Below are 18,513 nucleotides of genomic sequence, written 5' to 3'. Positions count from 1 at the left end.
GTAGGCATAGCGGTCAGAGGGCGGCTACCCCAGATCCTCAAGTTTGGTTTGTGCCTTTTCCACCGCTCGGCGTGCCGCCCGGGCTGTCCGGCGGGCTCCGTCTCGCGCCCGTTCCAGCGTGCCGGAGCGCCGATCGGTTGCTGCTATTTCGTGTTCCAGCTCGCGGATCCGGTCCCGCAGGTCGTCAATTTCATCAGTCAATTCGTCACGGCGAGCGGTGACGGCGTCGATTTCTTCTTGTGCAGCCCGCAGCGTTTCCTCGGCCTGCTCAGCATCCCGCTGGGCCTCCGCCAAGGACGTTTTGGCCGCCCGGAGTGCCCGTGCAGCCGCAGCACTAACAGCAGATTTCTTTTTGGCGGGTTGGTTCCCGCCGGGACCGGATCCAGTGCCGGGCTTGGACGCAGACCTGCGCTGCTGGCCGCCACTGGCAGAGAGGGGCCGGACTGATGACGGATCCGCTACGGATCCGTCCACGTTCACAGGATCCCAACCGTTGGCTTCCAGCGCGCGCACCAGCTGGCCGCTGGCCGCAGCGGCGGCAGCATCGGCGTCGGTCATGGCCGCCCACAACGTTTGTTCCACTTCGGCACCCACAGCTGCGCTGACCGGGCGGCCAAGCTCTTCAGCAAGGCTGCGGGCATCTCGGGCGGCAGAACGCAGCAGGCGCTGACGCTCGCCGCTGAGCCGCCGCAGCTGCTGCTGGTCCATGTCGTCCTGGGCTTCGCGCAGCACAGCACCCAGCTCCAAGACTTCCGAGATGAGCTCAGGGCGGTGGAGGGCCAACATGTTGACCAGCCAGGCCCCGGCAGACGGCTTGGGCAACGACCGCAGCGCCTTGCCCAGCTCCTTGTTCCCTGCTTTTGTGGCTTCTGCAGCCAAATTGTTTCTGGCTGAGGTGAACGTATCGGGCATCAGTGCGTAAAGTTCCGCTACAGCCTGAGCCACGTCCGGCATGCCACTCCACCTACATCAATCAGTCAGTTAGTCACATCATTTGGTCCAACCGGCCCCACAACACAATTCCGGCCATTACCAGCAGGATAGCCGGAAGCACAGCGGTCTGCCGCTGGCCCTGCCTCAGGTGCATGAGCACCGCCAAGGTCATCAGCGCGGCCAAACAGCCTGCAGCTACGGCTGTCACAAGAGGAGACCACCCCAGTATCCCGGGAGCCAGGACACAGATGCCGGCAATAAGTTCCGCTGCCCCCAGGGCGCGGATGGTCCCCGGGGCATACCCGTCAGTCCAAGGCAGCTTCCTCAGACGGGACGCAGGGCGGGTCAGGCGCAGCCCTCCAATTCCCACGAACATGAGGGCCAGGACTATCTGCAGGATCCAAAGAAAAAGGGTCATGGGTGCGGCGGTATTCCTCGGGCAGCAGAACTGGGTTGGTTGACGCTCAAGTCAAGCACGGTTTTCACGGCATAACGAGGGCGGAACCCCAGGCGTCAAAGGAACCGCTCCCTCAAAGGAACCGCTCGCTAAAAGGAACCGCTCGCTAAAAGCAACCGCTCAGCGGCGAAGCTCGGAGGGGACCGAGGTGCTGGAGCGGACAACGAAGTCGGTGGGGTAGAACCGTTGGATCCAGTCGGCTTCCAGCGGTTTCTTTGCCAACAGGGACAGCACCGCTGCGACGGCGGCGGCCCCCTGGCCCTTCGGATCCTGGCTGATGGTGGTCAAACCGAAAACCTCCCCCAGCTCATGGCCGTCAATGCCGATGACGGATAAGTCCTCAGGAACACGCAGCCCAAGTCCCTTGGCGGCGAGGATAGCCCCGATGGCAAGTTCATCCGAGGCGCAGAAGATGCCTGTGGGAGGGTTGTGGGGTGCCGCCAGGAGGCTCTTTGCGGCCTCCACGCCACTGGCCACTGAAAAGTCAGGACTGTTGATGTGCAGGCATTCCAGCCCGGCCCGTGCCATTGCCCGCTCGTAGCCGTCCCGGCGGGTGCTCCCCAGCCGGAAGTCGCGTTCGAGTTCTTCACCGCCGCCGATATGGGCAATCCGTGTGTGGCCCAGCGAAACCAGATGATCTGTGGCCAGCATGGAAATGCTGGCTTCATCCACCCGGATGGTGTGGGTCCCGGGCAGCGGACCGCCAATGGCGACAATCGGCTTGCCAACAGCGTGCAGCTGGGCGAGTTCCTCGTCGGTGAGTTTCAGGGCCACCGCTATGACGGCGTCGAGCCTCTTGCGGCGCAGCATCTCCGTCAACACGCTCTCGCGGTGACCCGGACCGTCGCTGGTGTTGTACAGCGTGAGATCGTAGCCGGCATCAATTAGCGCAGCAGCAGCACCTTCGAGAACCTGGGAGAAGTACCAGCGGCCCACTGTGGGCATGACAATTCCGATGTTGCGGCTTCGTCCCGAGGCTAGCGACGACGCGTTGTAGGACAGGACGTATCCCAGCTCATCGGCGGCTGCTTGGACCCTGCGGCGGGTGGATTCGGACACTTTGCCGTTGCCGCTGAGGGTGCGAGAGACCGTTGCCGATGAAACTCCGGCACGTGCGGCCACATCTTTGATGCCTGCCACGGTTCTCCTCGGATCGGCTTCTGCGGGGTTGGCGGCTTGGCCGGCCAGGTCAGACAGGCCGGCCGGAAGCCGGCAGTGAATCATTTTTGCGGCACCGGGCCAGGACCCGGTGCCGCAGGAATTAGCTTATCCGGAGCCAGACGGCGTGGTTGGGCGCCAGGATTCCTCCGGCGGCAGCCCCCGCTTCGCTGGCGACCAGCACCTCGCCCGCAGGAAGGTCAACAGGCTCGCTGCCCATGTTGAGCACCACCAGAACATTGCCGTTCAGGAAGGCAACAACTGATTCGCCGTCGACGTCGGGCCACCACGCCAGCGAACCGGCGCCCAGGGCATACTCCCGGCGGACCGCCAGCGCACTGCGGTACAGGTTCAGCGTTGATGCCGGATCCTCACGCTGGGCGTCCCGGGCCAGTAGGGCCCAGTCGGCAGGCTGGGGGAGCCAAGCCGCGCCGGTGCTGCTGAAGCCGAAGCTGTCCGACGCCGCGTGCCACGGCAGCGGAACACGGCAGCCGTCGCGGCCCAGCCGCGCTCCTCCCGTGCGGTGGTAGCTGGGGTCCTGGCGGAAGTCATGCGGCATGGTGGTGTGGTCCGGAAGGCCCAGTTCTTCACCCTGGTACAAATAAACGCCGCCGGGCAGGGCCAGCATCAGCAGCGTTGCGGCGCGGGCACGGGACAGCCCGAGTTCGTAGTTGGGCTGCGGATCCTCCGGGCCCAGGCCGTCACCGGGACGCTCCTGGTGGCCTTCGATGCCGAACCGTGTGGCATGGCGGACGACGTCGTGGTTGGACAGCACCCATGTGGTGGGCGCACCCACCTTGTCGAAGGCCTCCAGGGAGGAGCCGACGACGTGGCGCACGGCACCGGCGTTCCAATCGTGGTTGAGGTAAGCGAAGTTGAAGGTCTGATGCATCTCGTCGGAGCGTACCCAGTCGGAAAGACGGTCCAGCGGATCGATGGTGGCCTCTGCACACAGGACGCGTTCGCCGTCGTACTCCTCCAGCAGCTTGCGCCACGAACGGAAGATATCGTGGACCTCCGGCTGGCCGAACATTGGAGCCTCGTGTCCCGGGAAACCTTCGGAGGAGCAGCCGTCAGCACGGCCGCCCCAGTCCGGAAGATCGGACTTCTTGATGAGGGCATGGGCAACGTCCACGCGGAAACCGCCGACGCCGCGGTCCAGCCAGAAGCGCAGCACGCGCTCAAACTCCGCGCGAACGGCAGGGTTGTCCCAGTTGAAGTCCGGCTGGGTGGAATCAAACAGGTGCAGGTACCACTGGCCGGGGGTACCGTCCGTGTTGTTGGTGCGGGTCCAGGCCGATCCGCCGAAATGGGACTGCCAGTTGTTGGGCGGAGCGTCACCGTTTTCACCGGTGCCGTCACGGAAAATGAACATGTCACGCTCGGGGGAATTCGGCGGAGCCGCCAGCGCCGCTTGGAACAGGGCGTGTTCGTTGGAACAGTGGTTGGGCACCAGGTCCACGATGACCCGGATGCCGTGGCCGGAGGCCACGTCAACCAGGGCATCGAAATCGTCCAGCGTTCCGAACAGGGGATCGACGGAGCAGTAGTCGGCGACGTCGTACCCGGCGTCATTCTGCGGAGACCGGTAGAACGGTGAAAGCCACAGCGCGTCAATGTCCAGCTCGGCGAGCGACGCCATCTCGGCGGTGATGCCGGGCAGGTCGCCGATGCCGTCACCGCTCAGATCGCGGAAGGAGCGCGGATAGACCTGATAGATGACCGACGAGCGCCACCACTGGCGGTCATGCTCACTGGAGGCAGCGTGAAGGGGGACGAGGGCGGGGGTGGCATCGGGGCCGGGGCTGGAGATAACGTCGCTGAGCATGGGTGCCATCCTAGGGGCACGGACGGCGATAAATGAAAACGCTTACACAGTACGTTCAAACGCTAAGAGTGCTGATAATTCGAGGTAATTCTCCCGGAAGGCGATGCGGAAACGGCTCCCCACCCGGTCATGCACTGTGTTCCAAACGTGATTGGACGCACACCGTGTACGCGCTTACACTTTCTCCATACTTAGGTCCCGACGGAGACTCTCCGTTTGCTCCTGTTCCCTGCGCTGCACAGCTCAGGGAGGACTCGGGCGCTGCCTGAGACAGCCTGACACCATTGAAAATCTAGGAGAGGTACACCAATGAAGGTGCACACCACGGGTACGACGGCGTTTGGCCGCCGTTCCTTCGCTCTCGGGGCCGTTTCGGTCACCGCTGCCCTTGTCCTCAGCGCCTGCGGCGGCGGCGACGCTGCCGAAAGCTCGGACTCCACGGACCTGGCCAGCGCCGGCGCCACCACCCTCACCATGTGGGTTGACGCTGAGCGTTCTCCGGCCCTGACTGACGTCACTGCTCAGTTCAAGGAAGACACCGGCATCGAAATCAAGCTGGTGACCAAGGACTTCGAGCAGGTCTCTGATGACTTCATCACCCAGGTTCCCACCGGCAAGGGCCCGGACCTGATCGTCGGCCCGCACGACTGGCTGGGCAAGTTCGTTCAGAACGGCGTGATTGCGCCAATCGAGCTTGGTGACAAGGCAGCAGACTTCCAGGAGTCCTCCGTTGCAGCCATGACGTATGAGGGCAGCACCTACGGCGTTCCCTACTCCATCGAAAACATTGGCCTGCTGCGCAACGCGGACCTGGTTCCCGAACCGGCAACCACCATGGACGAAGTCATCGCCAACGGCAAGGCTGCCGTCGAAAAGGGTGCCGAGTTCCCGTTCCTGGTGGGCATGGACCCCAAGCAGGGCGATCCGTACCACCTGTACCCGTTCCAGACTTCCATGGGCGTACCCGTCTTCGGAACTGACGAGACCGGCGGCTACGACGCTTCCAAGCTGGAGCTGGGCAACGAAAACGGCGCGGCCTTCGCCGCCAAGCTGAAGGAATGGGGCGAGGGCGGAGCAGGCATCCTGAACTCCAACATCACCGCAGACATCGCCAAGGAGAAGTTCAACGCCGGGGCCTCCCCGTACTTCCTGACCGGCCCGTGGAACGTGCCGCTGGCCCAGGAAGCCGGAATCAACGTCGTCGTCGACCCGCTTCCCACCACCGGTGACCAGCCCGCCCAGCCCTTCATCGGCGTCAACGGCTTCTTCATCAGCTCCAAGAGCCAGAACTCCCTGGCTGCCACTGAGTTTGCCCTGAACTACCTGACCACCGAGGCTGTGCAGGACGCCATGTTCGAAGGCGGCGGACGTCCGCCGGCCCTGACCGCATCGTTTGAGAAGGCTGCCGAAGATCCGATCGTCGAAGCCTTCGGCAAGATCGGCGCCGACGGCGTCCCCATGCCGGCCATTCCGGAAATGGGCGCCGTCTGGGCTGACTGGGGCGGCACCGAACTCGCCCTGATCAAGGGCCAGGGAGATCCCGCAGAATCCTGGGCAAAGATGGTCAGCAACGTCGAAGCCAAGATCGCCAAGTAGTCCGGCATCAGCCGCACCTGAGATAGACACGTCCGCCGGCGCCTTCGCCGGCGGACAAGGTATCCGGGCCGGGACGCCGCCAGTTTTCTGAGCGGTGTCCCGGCCCGAACCGGTTCAAGGAGAACCCCGATGGTTGACCAGCTGGACACCCCTGTCCGCTCCCGCACTCCCGCAGCGAAGAAGAAACCCCGCCGCAGCCCGGATTCAACAGCAGGCCTGCTCGCGAAAATCCTGCTCCTGGGCCTGACGGATGCGTTTGCCGTATACGTCCTTATGGCCCTGTTCATGAACGAGAAATGGCTGATTCTCGCCGTTGCCGCCGCCGTAACGGTGCTCATCAACTGGATCTACCTGCGCCGCGGCGGCCTGCCGGCCAAGTACCTGGCCCCCGGTGTTCTTTTCCTGCTCGTTTTTCAGGTTTTTGTGGTGGTGTACAGCGGTTACGTGGCGTTCACCAACTACGGCGACGGGCACAACAGCACCAAGGAGGACGCCATTTCCTCCATTTCCATGAGCGCGCAGAAGCGCGTTCCGGATTCGCCGGCCTATCAGGTGTCAGTGGTGGAAAAGGATGACGTCCTGTCGCTGCTGGTCACCGATCCCGACGGCGGCGTGCGCATCGGCACCACCGGCGAACCGCTGGAAGACGTTGAAGACGCCCAAATGGGCGGCACCGGCAAAGCCGTGGGCGCGGACGGCTACCGGACCCTGAACTTCAACGAACTGCTGTCTGTCCAGCAGGACATCACCGCCATCAAGGTTCCGCTTTCGGAAGACCTCGATGACGGCATCCTGCAGACCGCCGACGGTTCCAATGCCTACGTCTTCAAGCCGGTCCTGGTTTACGACGAGGCGGCTGACACCTTCACGGACACCGAATCCGGCGTTGTGTACTCCGACGGCGGTGAAGGCTCCTTCGTCTCGTCCGACGGCGAACGCCTGGCCACCGGCTGGAAGGTGGGCGTGGGCTTCGACAACTTCAAAACGGCCTTCACCGATCCTGATCTGCGCGGCCCCCTGGTCAGCGTCATACTCTGGACCTTCACCTTCGCCCTGGGATCGGTGCTGCTCTGCTTCGGCCTGGGCCTGTTCCTGGCACTGACGTTCAACCACCCGAACCTGCGCGGCAAGAAGATTTACCGCACGATCATGATCCTGCCCTACGCGTTCCCGGCGTTCCTTGCCGGACTGGTGTGGTCCGGAATGCTCAACCAGGAGTTCGGCTTTATCAACGAAGCACTCTTCGGCGGAGCGGACATTCCCTGGCTGACCGATCCCTGGCTGGCTAAATTCAGCGTGCTGCTCGTGAACACCTGGCTGGGCTTCCCCTATATGTTCCTGGTCTGCACCGGAGCCCTGCAGTCACTGCCGGAGGACGTCAACGAGGCGGCACGCATGGACGGCGCCTCGGCATGGCGGATTTTCCGTTCCATCAAGCTGCCGCTGCTGCTGGTTTCCACCGCTCCGCTGCTGATCTCCACCTTTGCCTTCAATTTCAACAACTTCAACGTGATCTTCATGCTCACCGGCGGCGGGCCGCGGTTCTCCGACACCAACATGGACATCGGCGCCACGGATTTGCTGATCACCCTGGTCTACAAGGTGGCGTTCGGGCAGGGCTCAGGGCGTGACTATGGCCTGGCCAGCGCGTTGGCGGTCATCATCTTCATCATCGTTGCAGTCATCTCCGCGGTCAGCTTCCGGCAGACCAAGGCGCTGGAGGAAGTGAACTCATGAGCAATTCGACTCTGACCCCGGCAGGCAAGGGCGCCGCGGAACGCGCCGCAGGCACCGTCACGGCCGCCCAGCCGCGCAAAAGCTTTGGGCACTGGTTCCGTGACAAGGGCTGGCGCCACCTGGTGGGTGTGGTCATGGGCGTGTTTGCCCTCTTCCCCCTGGCTTACGTGCTCTCAGCCGCACTGAGCCCAACGGGAACGCTGGTCTCGGCCAACGGCCTGTTCACCACCATCGCGTTCGACAACTTCATCGACCTGTTCTCGGATCCGCAGAAGCCCTTCGCCAAGTGGTTCATGAACACGCTCATCGTGGGGCTGATTACCAGCGCGGGAACTGTCTTCCTCGGCGCCCTGGCCGCTTACTCGTTCTCCCGGATGCGGTTCACCGGCCGCCGGTTCGGGCTGATGAGCCTGATGCTTCTGCAGATGTTCCCGCAGATGCTCGGCGTCGTGGCGATCTTCCTGCTGCTTAGCGGCATCTCCGACGTCGTGCCGTGGCTGGGCCTGGGCAGCCAGACCGGCCTGATCATGGTCTATCTCGGCGGAGCGCTGGGCGTGAACACCTATCTGATGTACGGGTTCTTCAATACTGTGCCGAAGTCCCTGGATGAGGCGGCGCGCATCGACGGTGCCAGCCACGTCCAGATCTTCTTCACGATCATCCTGCGGCTGGTCACTCCCATTCTGGCCATCGTGGGACTGCTGTCCTTCATCACGGCCACCGGCGAATTCCTGATCGCCTCCATTGTCCTGAATGATCCGGACGCCCAAACCCTGGCCGTGGGCCTCTACTCCTTCGTTGGGGACAGCCAGTCCCGCACCTGGGGCGTGTTCGCCGCCGGCGCGGTTCTTGCAGCGCTGCCCGTCATGGCACTGTTCCTGTTCCTGCAGCGGTTCATTTCCTCCGGCCTCACCTCCGGAGCGGTGAAGGGCTAGAAGCCCACCACCGGGCGGGGCGTGTAGCCCTGCTCCAGCTCCTCCAGGTCCTCCGGCGAGAGCCGGAGGTCCAGGGCAGCCACGGCATCATCCACGTGCCCGACGGCGGACGCACCCACCAGCGGTGCACTCACCACCGGGTGGGCCAGGACCCAGGCCAGGGCCACCCGTGCACGCGGAACGCCGTGGCGCAGCGCCACCCTCAGGACAGCGTCGGCGACGGCCCGGTTGGCATCTTCGGAGCCCGCATAGAGCGAGTGCCCCCGTTCATCCTGCTGCTGCCGCCGGGTGACGTCATCCCACGGTCGTGCCAGCCTGCCCCGGGCCAACGGCGAGTAGGCCAGCACTCCGGTCCCTGTCGCAACGCACAGGGGCAGCATTTCCCGCTCCTCCTCGCGATAGACCAAGTTGTAGTGGGCCTGCATGGTGACGAACGGGGACCATCCGTGCGCCTGCTGCAGGGTCAGCGCCCGGGCAAACTGCCAGGCGTGCATGGTGGAGGCCCCCAGATAACGGACTTTTCCTACCCGCACCAGGCCGTCCAGTGTCTCGAGAGTTTCTTCCAGCGGAGTGGAGGCGTCCCAGCGGTGCACCTGGTAAAGATCGATGTAGTCGGTGCCCAGGCGTTTCAGGCTTTCATCCACCTGCCAGAGGATGTGCTTGCGGGAGAGCCCCCAACCGTTGGGACCGGGCGACATTTCTCCGTGCACCTTGGTGGCGATCACCACTTCTTCCCGCCGCACGTACTTAAGGACGGTGGCGCCGAGGGTGCGCTCACTGTCTCCCGAGGAGTAGACATTGGCGGTGTCGAAGAAATTGATGCCCAGCTCCACCGCCCGGCGCAGGATGGCCCGGGACTCCGGTTCGTGAAGCGTCCAGCCGTGCATTCCGTGCTGCGGGTTGCCGAAGGTCATGCACCCCAGCCCAACCGCGGAGACCGTGGCTCCCGAGTTGCCCAGTTTCTTGTATCTCATGCCCGGCCCTCATGTTTGAAGATGCTCTGCAGGTTTGAAGCTGTTGCGCAGCCGTCCTGCCGCTGGTAACGGCGATGCTACCGGTGGCCCGCGGCCAAATAACAGGGGACTTGCCCTCCGGACCGCTGCACGGGCTCAACCCCCTGCCTAGGACCGCTTTCCCGGTCCTATACTGAGCCATGCCTACCGCTCAGGAGCCGGAAATCCAGGAGCACGAACCCCGATCCGGCACCACGAATAACGTTCCAAACCTCACAACCGTTTCAGGCGCAGCGTCTCCGGCGGAAACGGCCGCGCAGATCGCGGTGCGTTTGGCTGCGGACCGGCCAGCACCGCCGGAACCCCACGGTCCGGCCGGGCACCTGCTGCAGGCCTACCTGCACGGGCAGTTCCTGACCATGCTGGGGGAGGATCCCCGGATGCGGGCCAACGAGACGGATGCCGTCCACAAAATGCGGGTCAGTACCCGCAGGATGAGGTCGGCGTTGGCCAGCTACCGCACCTTCCTGTCCCCTGAGCCTGCCCGGGAAGTGCGGGACGAATTGAAATGGCTGGCAGGGATCCTGGGGGCCGCAAGGGACGCGCAGGTGATGCGGGCCCGGTTGCAGGATCTGGTGGCGGACCAACCCGCAGAACTGGTGATGGGGCCCGTACAGCAGCATATTGATGAAGAACTGCTGGGTGAGTATTCATCCGCCCGCGACGTCGCTTTGGACGTATTGGACAGTGACAGGTACCTGAACCTGCTCCGGCAGCTGGAAACCGTAGTAACAGCACCCGGGTTCACCCCCCAAGCGGATGCGCCCGCTGCCCCAAGCGCCAAAGAAATGCTGAAACGCGACCGTAAGCGCCTGCACCGGAAGGTTCGGGAAGCCCGCAGGGCAGGCAGTGAGGAACAGCAGTCCGAGTTCCTGCACGAGGCGCGCAAGGACGCCAAACGCCTGCGCTATGCCGCTGAGGTTGCTCAGCCGGTGAGAACCAAGGGGTCCTCCGAACTGATCGCCGGTGCCGAACATCTGCAGAAGATCTTGGGCGAACATCAGGACAGCGTGGTCAGCCGGGAGTATCTGAGCCGGTGGGGTGCGGGGAGTTCAGGCGCGGGACAGAACGGGTTCACGTACGGGCTGCTGCATGCGCTGGAGGAGGAACGCGGGGAGCGGGCACGGAAACGGTTCCGCAAGGCGTGGGCGGGATTTCCCCGCGTGGTCTGACCCGCTGCCGGCACCCGCACCCTATACCGTCCGGACGGAGGCGCTCTGATGGCTTCGGAATCACCGTGGGCGCCCCTGCGGCGCCGGGCGTTCCTCATCCTCTGGCTGGCGAATATCGGCTCCAGCGTCGGCACGTGGATACAGACGGTGGGAGCTCAGTGGTATCTGGTGGAAAACAGCTCCAATCCTGCGCTGGTGTCCCTGGTGCAGACCGCCAATCTGGCGCCGTCCCTGCTGCTTGGCCTGATCGCCGGTTTCCTCGCCGATGCCTTCAACCGCCGCCGCCTGATCCTCGGGGCAAATCTCTTTGCCGCCGGTGCCGCCAGTCTGCTGACCCTGGTGGCAGCCTTGGGACTGCTGGATGCTGATTCCCTCCTGCTGTACACCTTCCTCATCGGCTGCGGGGTGGCCCTGAGTCAGCCGGCATGGCAGGCCATCAATCCCGACCTGGTGCCACGGGAGGAAATCCGGGCGGCCTCAGCACTGAGCAGCATGGCAGTCAACGGGGCACGGGCGGTGGGTCCGGCGCTGGGCGGCGTGCTCATCTCCCTGTTCGGTCCGGCCTTTGTCTTCGGCCTTAATGCGGTCTCATTCCTGGGTACCGCAGTGGCTGTATATGTGTGGCGGGCGCCCCCGGAACCCGATGATCCCGAACGGATGGGGGAAGCGCTCGCCGCCGGCATGCGCTACATTCGGGCAGCGCCGCGCATCCGCCGCATCCTGCTCCGGACCGCTCTCTTCATGGCACCCGCGAGTGCACTGTACGCGCTGCTGCCGGTGGCCGCGAACGGGCACCTCCGGCTCGGGTCAACCGGTTACGGAGTGCTGCTGGGAGCGATCGGCATCGGCGCCGTCATGGGCGTGATTATGCTTCCCAGAGTGAAGGACCGGGTCCACGACAACCTGATGCTGGGCCTGTCCGCCGTTGTGTTTGGCGCGGCAATCATCGGCGCCGGTTTCCTGCCGGCAGTCCTGCTGGCCATCCTGCTGGTCCTTGCGGGAATTTCCTGGATCGCCACCTTCTCGATCCTCAACAGCGCCATGCAGCTCACGCTGCCCGAATGGGTGCGGGCACGCGGGCTGTCGGTCTACCTGATGGTGACCACCGGGTCCCAGGCCATCGGCGCCGCCGTTTGGGGCTCTTTCGCCACCGCGTTCGGCTACACCCCGGTGCTGGTGGCGGCCGGAACCCTGTTGGTGGCGGCAGGACTGAGCGTGGCCGTACTGCCGCTGCTGCCGCGCACCGGCCGGCTGGACCGGAGCGTCGCTGAGGCGGACCTGGGCATCGAAGCTGCTCAGGAACCCGCGCCCAACGACGGTCCGGTCACCATCCTCACGGCCTACGAACTGGCCCCCGAAAAGGCTGCCGAGTTTGTGCAGCTGATGCATGAGGTGCGCCTGGCCAGGATGCGCACCGGTGCCCGGGACTGGGAGCTGGTGCATTCGGTGACGGATACCCGGCAGTTCCGCGAGATTTACGACGTCGCCACGTGGCGGGAGTATCTGCGGCAGGAACAGGAACGCATTACGGGGGAGGACCGGAAGATCATGGACCAGGCGGCGCAGCTAGCCGAGGCAATACCCCGAACCCGCTGGTTCCTCCCGGCATCGGCTTAGCTTTCCGGTCAGTGTCAGTCCTGCGAATCCGTGGCCGCGAGCTGCTCGCGGACCAGTGGCGCAACTTCCGTGCCGTAGAGCCGGATGCAGTTCATCAGGTTTTCGTGCGGGAGGGTGCCCAGGCTGTACTTCATGTCGAAGCGGCTCAGGTCCAGTTCCTTGGCCACCCGGACAATCTTGGCGGCGACCGTTTCGGGGGAACCGATGAACAGTGCACCGTCGGGGCCGGCGGAGGCCAGGTAATCGCTGTGGGTGGTGGGGCTCCAGCCGCGCTCGCGGCCGATCCTGTTCTGCATGCGCTCGAAATGCGGCCAGGCTTCCTCCAGTGCCTGCTCGTCGCTGGCGGCAACGTAACCGGGGGAGTGGGCTCCCACCGGAAGCATCGGACGGCCGAACTGGGAAAGGGCCCGCTTGTACAGATCCACGAACGGGGCAAAGCGCGCCGGTTCACCGCCGATGATGGCGAGCATCAGGGGCAGTCCGTAATGGGCGGCCCGCACCACGGACTGTGGCGTGCCGCCGACGGCGATCCACGCCGGGAGTTCGCCTGACGCCGTAGGGGGATACACCCGCTGGTTCTGCAGGGGTGCCCGGGTGCTGCCATTCCAGGTCACTGGATTCTCGCTGCGCAGCCGGGTGAAGAGTTCCAGCTTTTCTTCGAAGAGCTCCTCGTACTGTGCCAGATCCAGCCCAAAGAGCGGAAAAGACTCCGTGAAGGAACCGCGGCCCAGGATCACTTCGGCTCGGCCGTTGGAGACTGCATCCAGAGTGGAAAAGCGCTGGAAGACGCGGATCGGATCGTCGGAGCTCAGGACGGTGACCGCCGAACCCAGCCGGATCCGGCTGGTTTGTCCGGCAATGGCTGCCAGGAGCACGTCCGGTGCTGAAACGGCAAAGTCTTCGCGGTGGTGTTCACCGACCCCGATGAAGTCAATGCCCACCGAATCCGCCAGGACGGCTTCGGCCACTACGTTGCGCAGCACCTGATGCTGCGGAAGCCGCTCCCCGTCCGGGTCCGAGGTGACGTCACCAAAGGTATCCAGTCCCAGTTCCAGCTGCCGTCCCATATGAAGCCCGCCATTCCCTCAAAAGTTCATGTATTTGCATCTAGTCTAGCGGCACGGGCCATCCGGCCAAGCCATCTGGTTCCGGGAGGACAGGTGCTTCTTGGGAAACTGATCTCACAGTGTCGAAGCCCGCGGATTTCATCCTGTCATGACACCAGCAGATAGACTGAGGGACGGTTCCCCGGGCGTTTTTCCGGAACCACTCCGGATCACCCGCAATGGTGCAAGCGATCAAGCGATCAAGCGATTAGTTGAGGTATTTTGCGAGACTTTAGTGCACGCCTGGCCACCGCCGACGAGATGGAAAAGTGGGACAGCCACGTGCAGTCCAACCCGTGCGGCGGGAACGTGCTGCAGTCCGCTTCCTACGCCGAGGTTAAGTCCCGCCATGGCTGGAATCCCATCCATCTGGTGTTCACGGGCCGCGGTTACACGACGTACAACCTGGCCATAGAGAAGAAGGTCCCCGGACTGGGCAGCCTCTGGTACCTCATCAAGGGCCCAGACGTCGCGGAGCCGGCCCACGTCCCCGAGGTCCTCGATGCGCTGCGCCGGTTTATCAAAGAAACCAAGAGGAACGTGTTCGCCGTCAAGGTGGAACCTGACATTGTGGACAGCCCCGAGGTGCGTGCCCAGTTCGAGGGTGCCGGCCTGGTGAAGACCTTCAACCTGCAGCCCAATGACTCCACGGCGCTTCTGGACACCACACCGGACACCGAGCAGCTGATGAAAAACCTCTCCTCCCGCGGACGCAACGCGGTCCGCCGGGCCATCCGCGAGGGGGCCGACGTTCGGCGGGTCGAGCCGACCGAAGAGAATATGCGCATCATGTACCGGCTCATGAGCCACATCGAGGACCGTTCTTCGGCCCGGATGCGCTCCTATGAGTACTACCACCGCTTCTGGTCCAACTTCGTGGCGGCGGGCCAGGGCCGGTTCTACTTCGCGTTTGAAGAGGGCGAACCCACCGTCGGTGCATTTGTCATCGCCTACGGCAAGAAGGGGACCTACAAGGACGGCGGGTCCAAACCCCGGCGTAACCAGTACGGAGACTCCCATCTGGTGCAGTGGACCGCGATCAACGAGCTGAAGGAAGACTTCGGCATTGAGCAGTATGACTTCTGCGGCACGCCCCCCAGCGACCAGCTGAAGAACAAGGAACATCCCCACCACGGCCTGGGCCTCTTCAAGACCAGTTTTTCGAAGACCGTCACGGACTTCGTGGGGTGTTATGACCTGGTCCTGGATCCGCTGCGGTACAAGATTTGGAACACCATCGGCGAACGCGTGGCGCGGCAGATTTACTGGCGCCGGCATCAGCAGCCGTTCTACTAAACAGGAAGCGCGCCTGAACGGAATCAGGCCAACAGAGGCGAAAGGGTGAGTCCTTTGGAGAACACGTCCGATGCAGACCGCCAAGAGCCTGCGCAGAATCCCGACCCAAAGGTGGGGCTGATCCCGGTCATTCGTCAGGGCGGACCTGCCGGGGCGGAACGGAAGAATCAGCCGGAACGGAAGAATCAGCCGGGGCGGGACACGACACCCGGTAAGGCGCCGAAAGCACCCAGGGTGGCTCCGAAACGTGCCGCGGGTCTGCCCACAGGTCCTGCCGGCGTCGGCTTGCGCAGTACAAAGCCCAAACCGCCGCCCCCCACAACGTCCGTCATGCAGACGTCGCCGAAAGGGTCTTCAGGCGGGCTGGGCTCCGGACAGACCACGGCGGCAGGTCAGCCGCCGCGGAAGCCTCGGGCGCGCAAAACCGTTCCCGGCAGCCACCACCCTCCCGGCAGCGCCAGCGCCCAGCGGCAGGACCGCTCATCGGCTGCTGCCAAAAGGATGCTGCGCCGCCTGGTCCAGGGTGAGACGCCCCCCACCCAAGCCATGTCCATTGTGGAGCGGCTGGCAGGCTCGCCGTATGCGAACCCCCTGGTGCGCACCGCCGGGCCGGATGCCTCCGCAAGGAAAACGCTTGATCTGGCGCTGGGGCTTGCCGAAACCATGTTCCGTTACGGTGCCGGCGCCCTGGAAGTGGAGACCGCCATCATCGCGGTCACCGCTGCCTTTGGCCTGGACAGTATCGAAGTGGACATCACCAACCAGTCCGTCCTGCTGAACTACTCGCCCAAGGACCAGACCCCCATTACCGTCATGCGGGTCGTGCGTTCCTGGACCAACAACTATGCCGGCCTCGGACTGGTCCACCAGCTGGTCACGGACATTATCGACGGCGGTGTTTCCCGCGCCGAGGCGTCCAACCGGCTGAATGAGATCATGCACCGGCCAAAGCCGTTTCCGCGCTGGGCCGTGACCTTCTCCACCGGCGCCTTCGCGGCGGCGATTGTAGGCTTCATCGGCGGCGGCCCGCTGGCCTCCCTAGTGGCTTTCGTCAGTACCTTCCTGGTCAGCTTGTTGCAGCGGGTGCTGGGGCGCTGGCGTGTTCCGGACTTCTTCACCACGGCCGCGAGCGGTTTCCTGGTCACGGCCCTTGCCATGCTCTTCTGGTCCATGGACGTGCCCATTTCGCCGGGCATCGTGGTTGCCGGAGGCATCCTTCTGCTCCTGCCCACCGGCCGCCTCGTCTCAGCTGTACAGGATGCGATCAACGGGTTCCCGGTCACCGCGTCGGGACGTTTCCTGTCAGCGTTCCTGACGTTCGGCGCGCTGGTGGCGGGCATCGCCGTCGCATTGGTGGTCGGGGCGCTGCTGGGTGTTCCGCGTCTGGATGTGACACAGGTGGAGGGCTCCCAGTATCCGTTTGCAGTGACCCTGGTGCTGCTGGCCGTGGCGCTCGGGACCATCTGCGTGGTGGAGCAGTCGCCCATGAACCTGGTGCTCCCCACGGTCCTGACCGGGCTGGCCGGCTTCCTTGTATTCCAGCTCTCGGAGCTGGTGGGGGTGGGCCCCCGGCTCACACCGGCGGTTGCTGCCATCTTCATTGGCATGCTGGCACGGATGATTGCCCTGCGCATGGGTGCTCCGCAGCTGATCGTGGCTGTGCCGGCCGTGCTCTTCCTGTTCCCGGGGCTGTCCATCTTCCGGGCGATGTACGGGCTGAGCATCGGCTCGGACGACATCACCGTTGGTGCGGTGGGCATCTTCAATGCCCTCACGATTATTCTTGCGATCGCCGGCGGTGTGGTGTTTGGAGACAATCTGGCCCGCCCGCTGACCCGGAACCTCTCCGGCAACGACCGCCGGAACCGGCGCCGCTAGACGTTAGACAGTTAGATGGTCAGGCAGGCTGGACGTTAGACAGGCTGGACCTTAGACAGGAAGAAAGAGCGGCGGACCGAGGGCCCCGGAAAGCAGGATCTAGAGGATCTTGCCGACCGGGGTCCTTTTTTCTGCCTGGAACGCGTCCTCTGTCCGGCCGGCCGCCCAATAGCCGGACAGAGAAACCTGCCGGCGCTCCAAGCCGCGGAGGCCAAAAAAGACATCCCGAAGCGCCTTCATCGCTTCCCGCTCACCGTGGGCAAAGACCTGCACATCGTTGCTGGGCCAGGGCGCATCGGCCACAGCGGCTGCCAGCAGGCCGGTGTTTCCTGCCGGGAGGTCGCCGCGGTACAGCCAGGTCACTGAGATGCCTTCCGGCGTCTTCAGCGGCTGGCGGTCTTCGGGCCCGCCCACTTCCACAAAGACCTGCCCGACGGCGGACGCAGGCAGCGATTCCAGCACGGCAGCCGTGGCCGGGAGCGCGGATTCATCGGCAGCGAAAAGGTACCAGCCGGCGTCGGGGTCTGGATTGAATGCCCCGCCGGGACCGGTGAAGGAGAGGGTCTCACCGGCTGTGGCCCGGGCGGCCCAGGGCCCGGCGAGCCCTTCGTCTCCGTGGACCACAAAATCGATGGCGATCTCTGCGGCGGCGGAGTCGACGCTGCGGATGGTGTAAGTGCGCGACACCGGCCACTGTTCACGGGGAAACTGTTCCCGGAGTGCTTCGAGCTCCGCTGTTCCGTCCAGCGGCTTACCGTCCGGACCGAACCAGATCTTGCAGTATGAGTCGGCAAAACCATTGGCCGCAAATCGGGAGAAATTGGGTCCGCCGGCAATTACCCGAACCATGTGGGGAGTCAGCTGCTCCGTCCGCAGAACCTCCAGGACCAGCAGCGGACGGGCCCGGCGGGGAACATCCTGCGCTGGCTTTGCGGCGGGCGCGGAAGGGTCAGGCATGTGGTTCTCCTAGATCAAAGGACGTTTTCTTTACCGTATCGCGCCGGCCGCCAGTCAATTGGCGGGGCGCCCTGCTGCTGCAACAGTTCGTTAACCCGGCTGAAGGGACGTGAGCCGAAGAAACCGCGCGAGGCGGAGAGCGGACTGGGATGGGCGGATTCGATCCTCGGGACATCATCGAGCAGCGGAACGATTGAACGGGCGTCGTTGCCCCATAACACGGCCACCAGCGGCGCTCGGCTCCCGTCGGCCAGGCGCCGGGCAACCACGGCCCGGACCGCGAGCTCGGTAATCTGCTCCCAGCCTCGTTTGCGGTGGGACCCTGCACTGCCGGCACGAACCGTCAGCACCCGGTTCAGCAGCAGCACCCCCTGGTCCGACCAGCAGCTGAGGTCACCGTGGACGCTGGGCGGTATCCCGAGGTCCGCGTGAAGCTCCTTATAGATATTGTTCAGGCTCCGCGGCAGCGGACGCACTGCAGGGTCCACGGAAAAGGACAGTCCCACGGCATGGCCGGGAGTGGGATACGGGTCCTGGCCGATCAGCAGGACTTTGACCTCTGCAAGGGGACGGGAAAACGCCCGGAGGATGTTCTCCGGTGCAGGCAGGACGGTGTGTCCGGACGCGCGCTCTTCCTGGAGTCCGGCAGCTATCCGGTGCAGGTCCTGGGCAGCGGGACCCAGTGCACAGGCCCAGTCCGGAGCCATGACATCACTGAGCGCTGCGGGGGCGGCGAACGGGAACGGTTTGTCGCCGGGCAGCTCGTGCGGCAGGGGAAAGAGCGTCGGGTCGCTTGAACTCACCCATCCAGCGTAGGCCGGATGCAGGGG

General features: G+C 64.4%; 15 protein-coding genes. 7 read left to right on the top strand and 8 right to left on the bottom strand.

Annotation, left to right across the window (positions count from 1 at the left end; all coding sequences use genetic code 11):
* Positions 1-24 precede the first annotated feature (24 nt).
* The 4 genes from CXR03_RS17435 to CXR03_RS17420 form a co-directional block, all read right to left on the bottom strand.
* Positions 25-945 carry a hypothetical protein gene (locus CXR03_RS17435; protein WP_146070549.1) on the bottom strand — a complete coding sequence of 307 codons (921 nt, stop codon included), beginning with the start codon at positions 943-945 and terminating at the stop codon, positions 25-27.
* A gap of 40 nt (positions 946-985) precedes the next feature.
* Positions 986-1,351: a DoxX family protein gene (locus CXR03_RS17430; RefSeq protein ID WP_104104995.1), complete on the bottom strand. Its 366-nt coding sequence runs from the start codon at positions 1,349-1,351 to the stop codon at positions 986-988.
* A 159-nt stretch (positions 1,352-1,510) separates the two neighbouring features.
* Positions 1,511-2,530: a LacI family DNA-binding transcriptional regulator gene (locus CXR03_RS17425; RefSeq protein WP_104105043.1), complete on the bottom strand. Its 1,020-nt coding sequence runs from the start codon at positions 2,528-2,530 to the stop codon at positions 1,511-1,513.
* Between the two features lie 121 nt (positions 2,531-2,651).
* Positions 2,652-4,376, bottom strand: a complete 1,725-nt coding sequence (locus tag CXR03_RS17420) for a glycoside hydrolase family 13 protein (protein ID WP_181034670.1) — start codon at positions 4,374-4,376, stop codon at positions 2,652-2,654.
* Between the two features lie 309 nt (positions 4,377-4,685).
* On the opposite strand from CXR03_RS17420, the gene CXR03_RS17415 reads away from it, so the two are divergent.
* The 3 genes from CXR03_RS17415 (at position 4,686) to CXR03_RS17405 (ending at position 8,644) form a co-directional block, all read left to right on the top strand.
* Entirely contained in the window at positions 4,686-5,972 is a 1,287-nt protein-coding gene (locus CXR03_RS17415) for a maltose ABC transporter substrate-binding protein (protein ID WP_104104993.1), read from the top strand.
* A 129-nt stretch (positions 5,973-6,101) separates the two neighbouring features.
* Positions 6,102-7,709 carry an ABC transporter permease subunit gene (locus CXR03_RS17410; RefSeq protein ID WP_104104992.1) on the top strand — a complete coding sequence of 536 codons (1,608 nt, stop codon included), beginning with the start codon at positions 6,102-6,104 and terminating at the stop codon, positions 7,707-7,709.
* The gene (locus CXR03_RS17405) at positions 7,706-8,644 is read left to right on the top strand and encodes a sugar ABC transporter permease (protein ID WP_104104991.1); all 939 of its coding nucleotides are present in this window, start codon (positions 7,706-7,708) and stop codon (positions 8,642-8,644) included. The genes CXR03_RS17410 and CXR03_RS17405 overlap by 4 nt, the downstream gene beginning before the upstream one ends.
* Here CXR03_RS17405 and CXR03_RS17400 read toward each other — a convergent pair.
* On the bottom strand, positions 8,641-9,618 hold the full coding sequence (locus tag CXR03_RS17400; protein WP_104104990.1) for an aldo/keto reductase: 978 nt from the start codon (positions 9,616-9,618) through the stop codon (positions 8,641-8,643). The genes CXR03_RS17405 and CXR03_RS17400 overlap by 4 nt on opposite strands.
* A gap of 179 nt (positions 9,619-9,797) precedes the next feature.
* Between CXR03_RS17400 and CXR03_RS17395 the strand changes: the two genes are divergently transcribed.
* Together CXR03_RS17395 and CXR03_RS17390 are read left to right on the top strand one after the other, a co-directional pair.
* Positions 9,798-10,829, top strand: coding sequence for a CHAD domain-containing protein (locus CXR03_RS17395; RefSeq protein ID WP_104104989.1), 1,032 nt, complete (start codon positions 9,798-9,800; stop codon positions 10,827-10,829).
* A 48-nt stretch (positions 10,830-10,877) separates the two neighbouring features.
* Complete coding sequence (locus CXR03_RS17390) at positions 10,878-12,446, top strand: MFS transporter (RefSeq protein WP_104104988.1); 1,569 nt, start codon at positions 10,878-10,880, stop codon at positions 12,444-12,446.
* 14 nt (positions 12,447-12,460) lie between these two features.
* Here the strand turns inward: CXR03_RS17390 and CXR03_RS17385 are convergent, their stop codons facing one another.
* Positions 12,461-13,513, bottom strand: coding sequence for an LLM class flavin-dependent oxidoreductase (locus CXR03_RS17385; protein WP_104104987.1), 1,053 nt, complete (start codon positions 13,511-13,513; stop codon positions 12,461-12,463).
* Positions 13,514-13,774: 261 nt separating this feature from the next.
* Between CXR03_RS17385 and CXR03_RS17380 the strand changes: the two genes are divergently transcribed.
* Entirely contained in the window at positions 13,775-14,848 is a 1,074-nt protein-coding gene (locus tag CXR03_RS17380; protein WP_104104986.1) for a peptidoglycan bridge formation glycyltransferase FemA/FemB family protein, read from the top strand.
* Positions 14,849-15,349: 501 nt separating this feature from the next.
* On the top strand, positions 15,350-16,726 hold the full coding sequence (locus CXR03_RS17375) for a threonine/serine exporter ThrE family protein (protein WP_258073741.1): 1,377 nt from the start codon (positions 15,350-15,352) through the stop codon (positions 16,724-16,726).
* Between the two features lie 99 nt (positions 16,727-16,825).
* Here the strand turns inward: CXR03_RS17375 and CXR03_RS17370 are convergent, their stop codons facing one another.
* Positions 16,826-17,683: a siderophore-interacting protein gene (locus tag CXR03_RS17370; protein WP_104104984.1), complete on the bottom strand. Its 858-nt coding sequence runs from the start codon at positions 17,681-17,683 to the stop codon at positions 16,826-16,828.
* A gap of 14 nt (positions 17,684-17,697) precedes the next feature.
* On the bottom strand, positions 17,698-18,444 hold the full coding sequence (locus CXR03_RS17365; RefSeq protein ID WP_258073740.1) for a uracil-DNA glycosylase: 747 nt from the start codon (positions 18,442-18,444) through the stop codon (positions 17,698-17,700).
* Between the last annotated feature and the right edge of the window lie 69 nt (positions 18,445-18,513).

It is taken from the genome of Arthrobacter sp. 08Y14 (assembly GCF_002929455.1).
GTDB lineage: Bacteria > Actinomycetota > Actinomycetes > Actinomycetales > Micrococcaceae > Arthrobacter_B > Arthrobacter_B sunyaminii.
The sequence above is the reverse complement of the archived record's forward strand: the minus strand, read 5'-3'. Positions and strand labels throughout refer to the sequence as shown.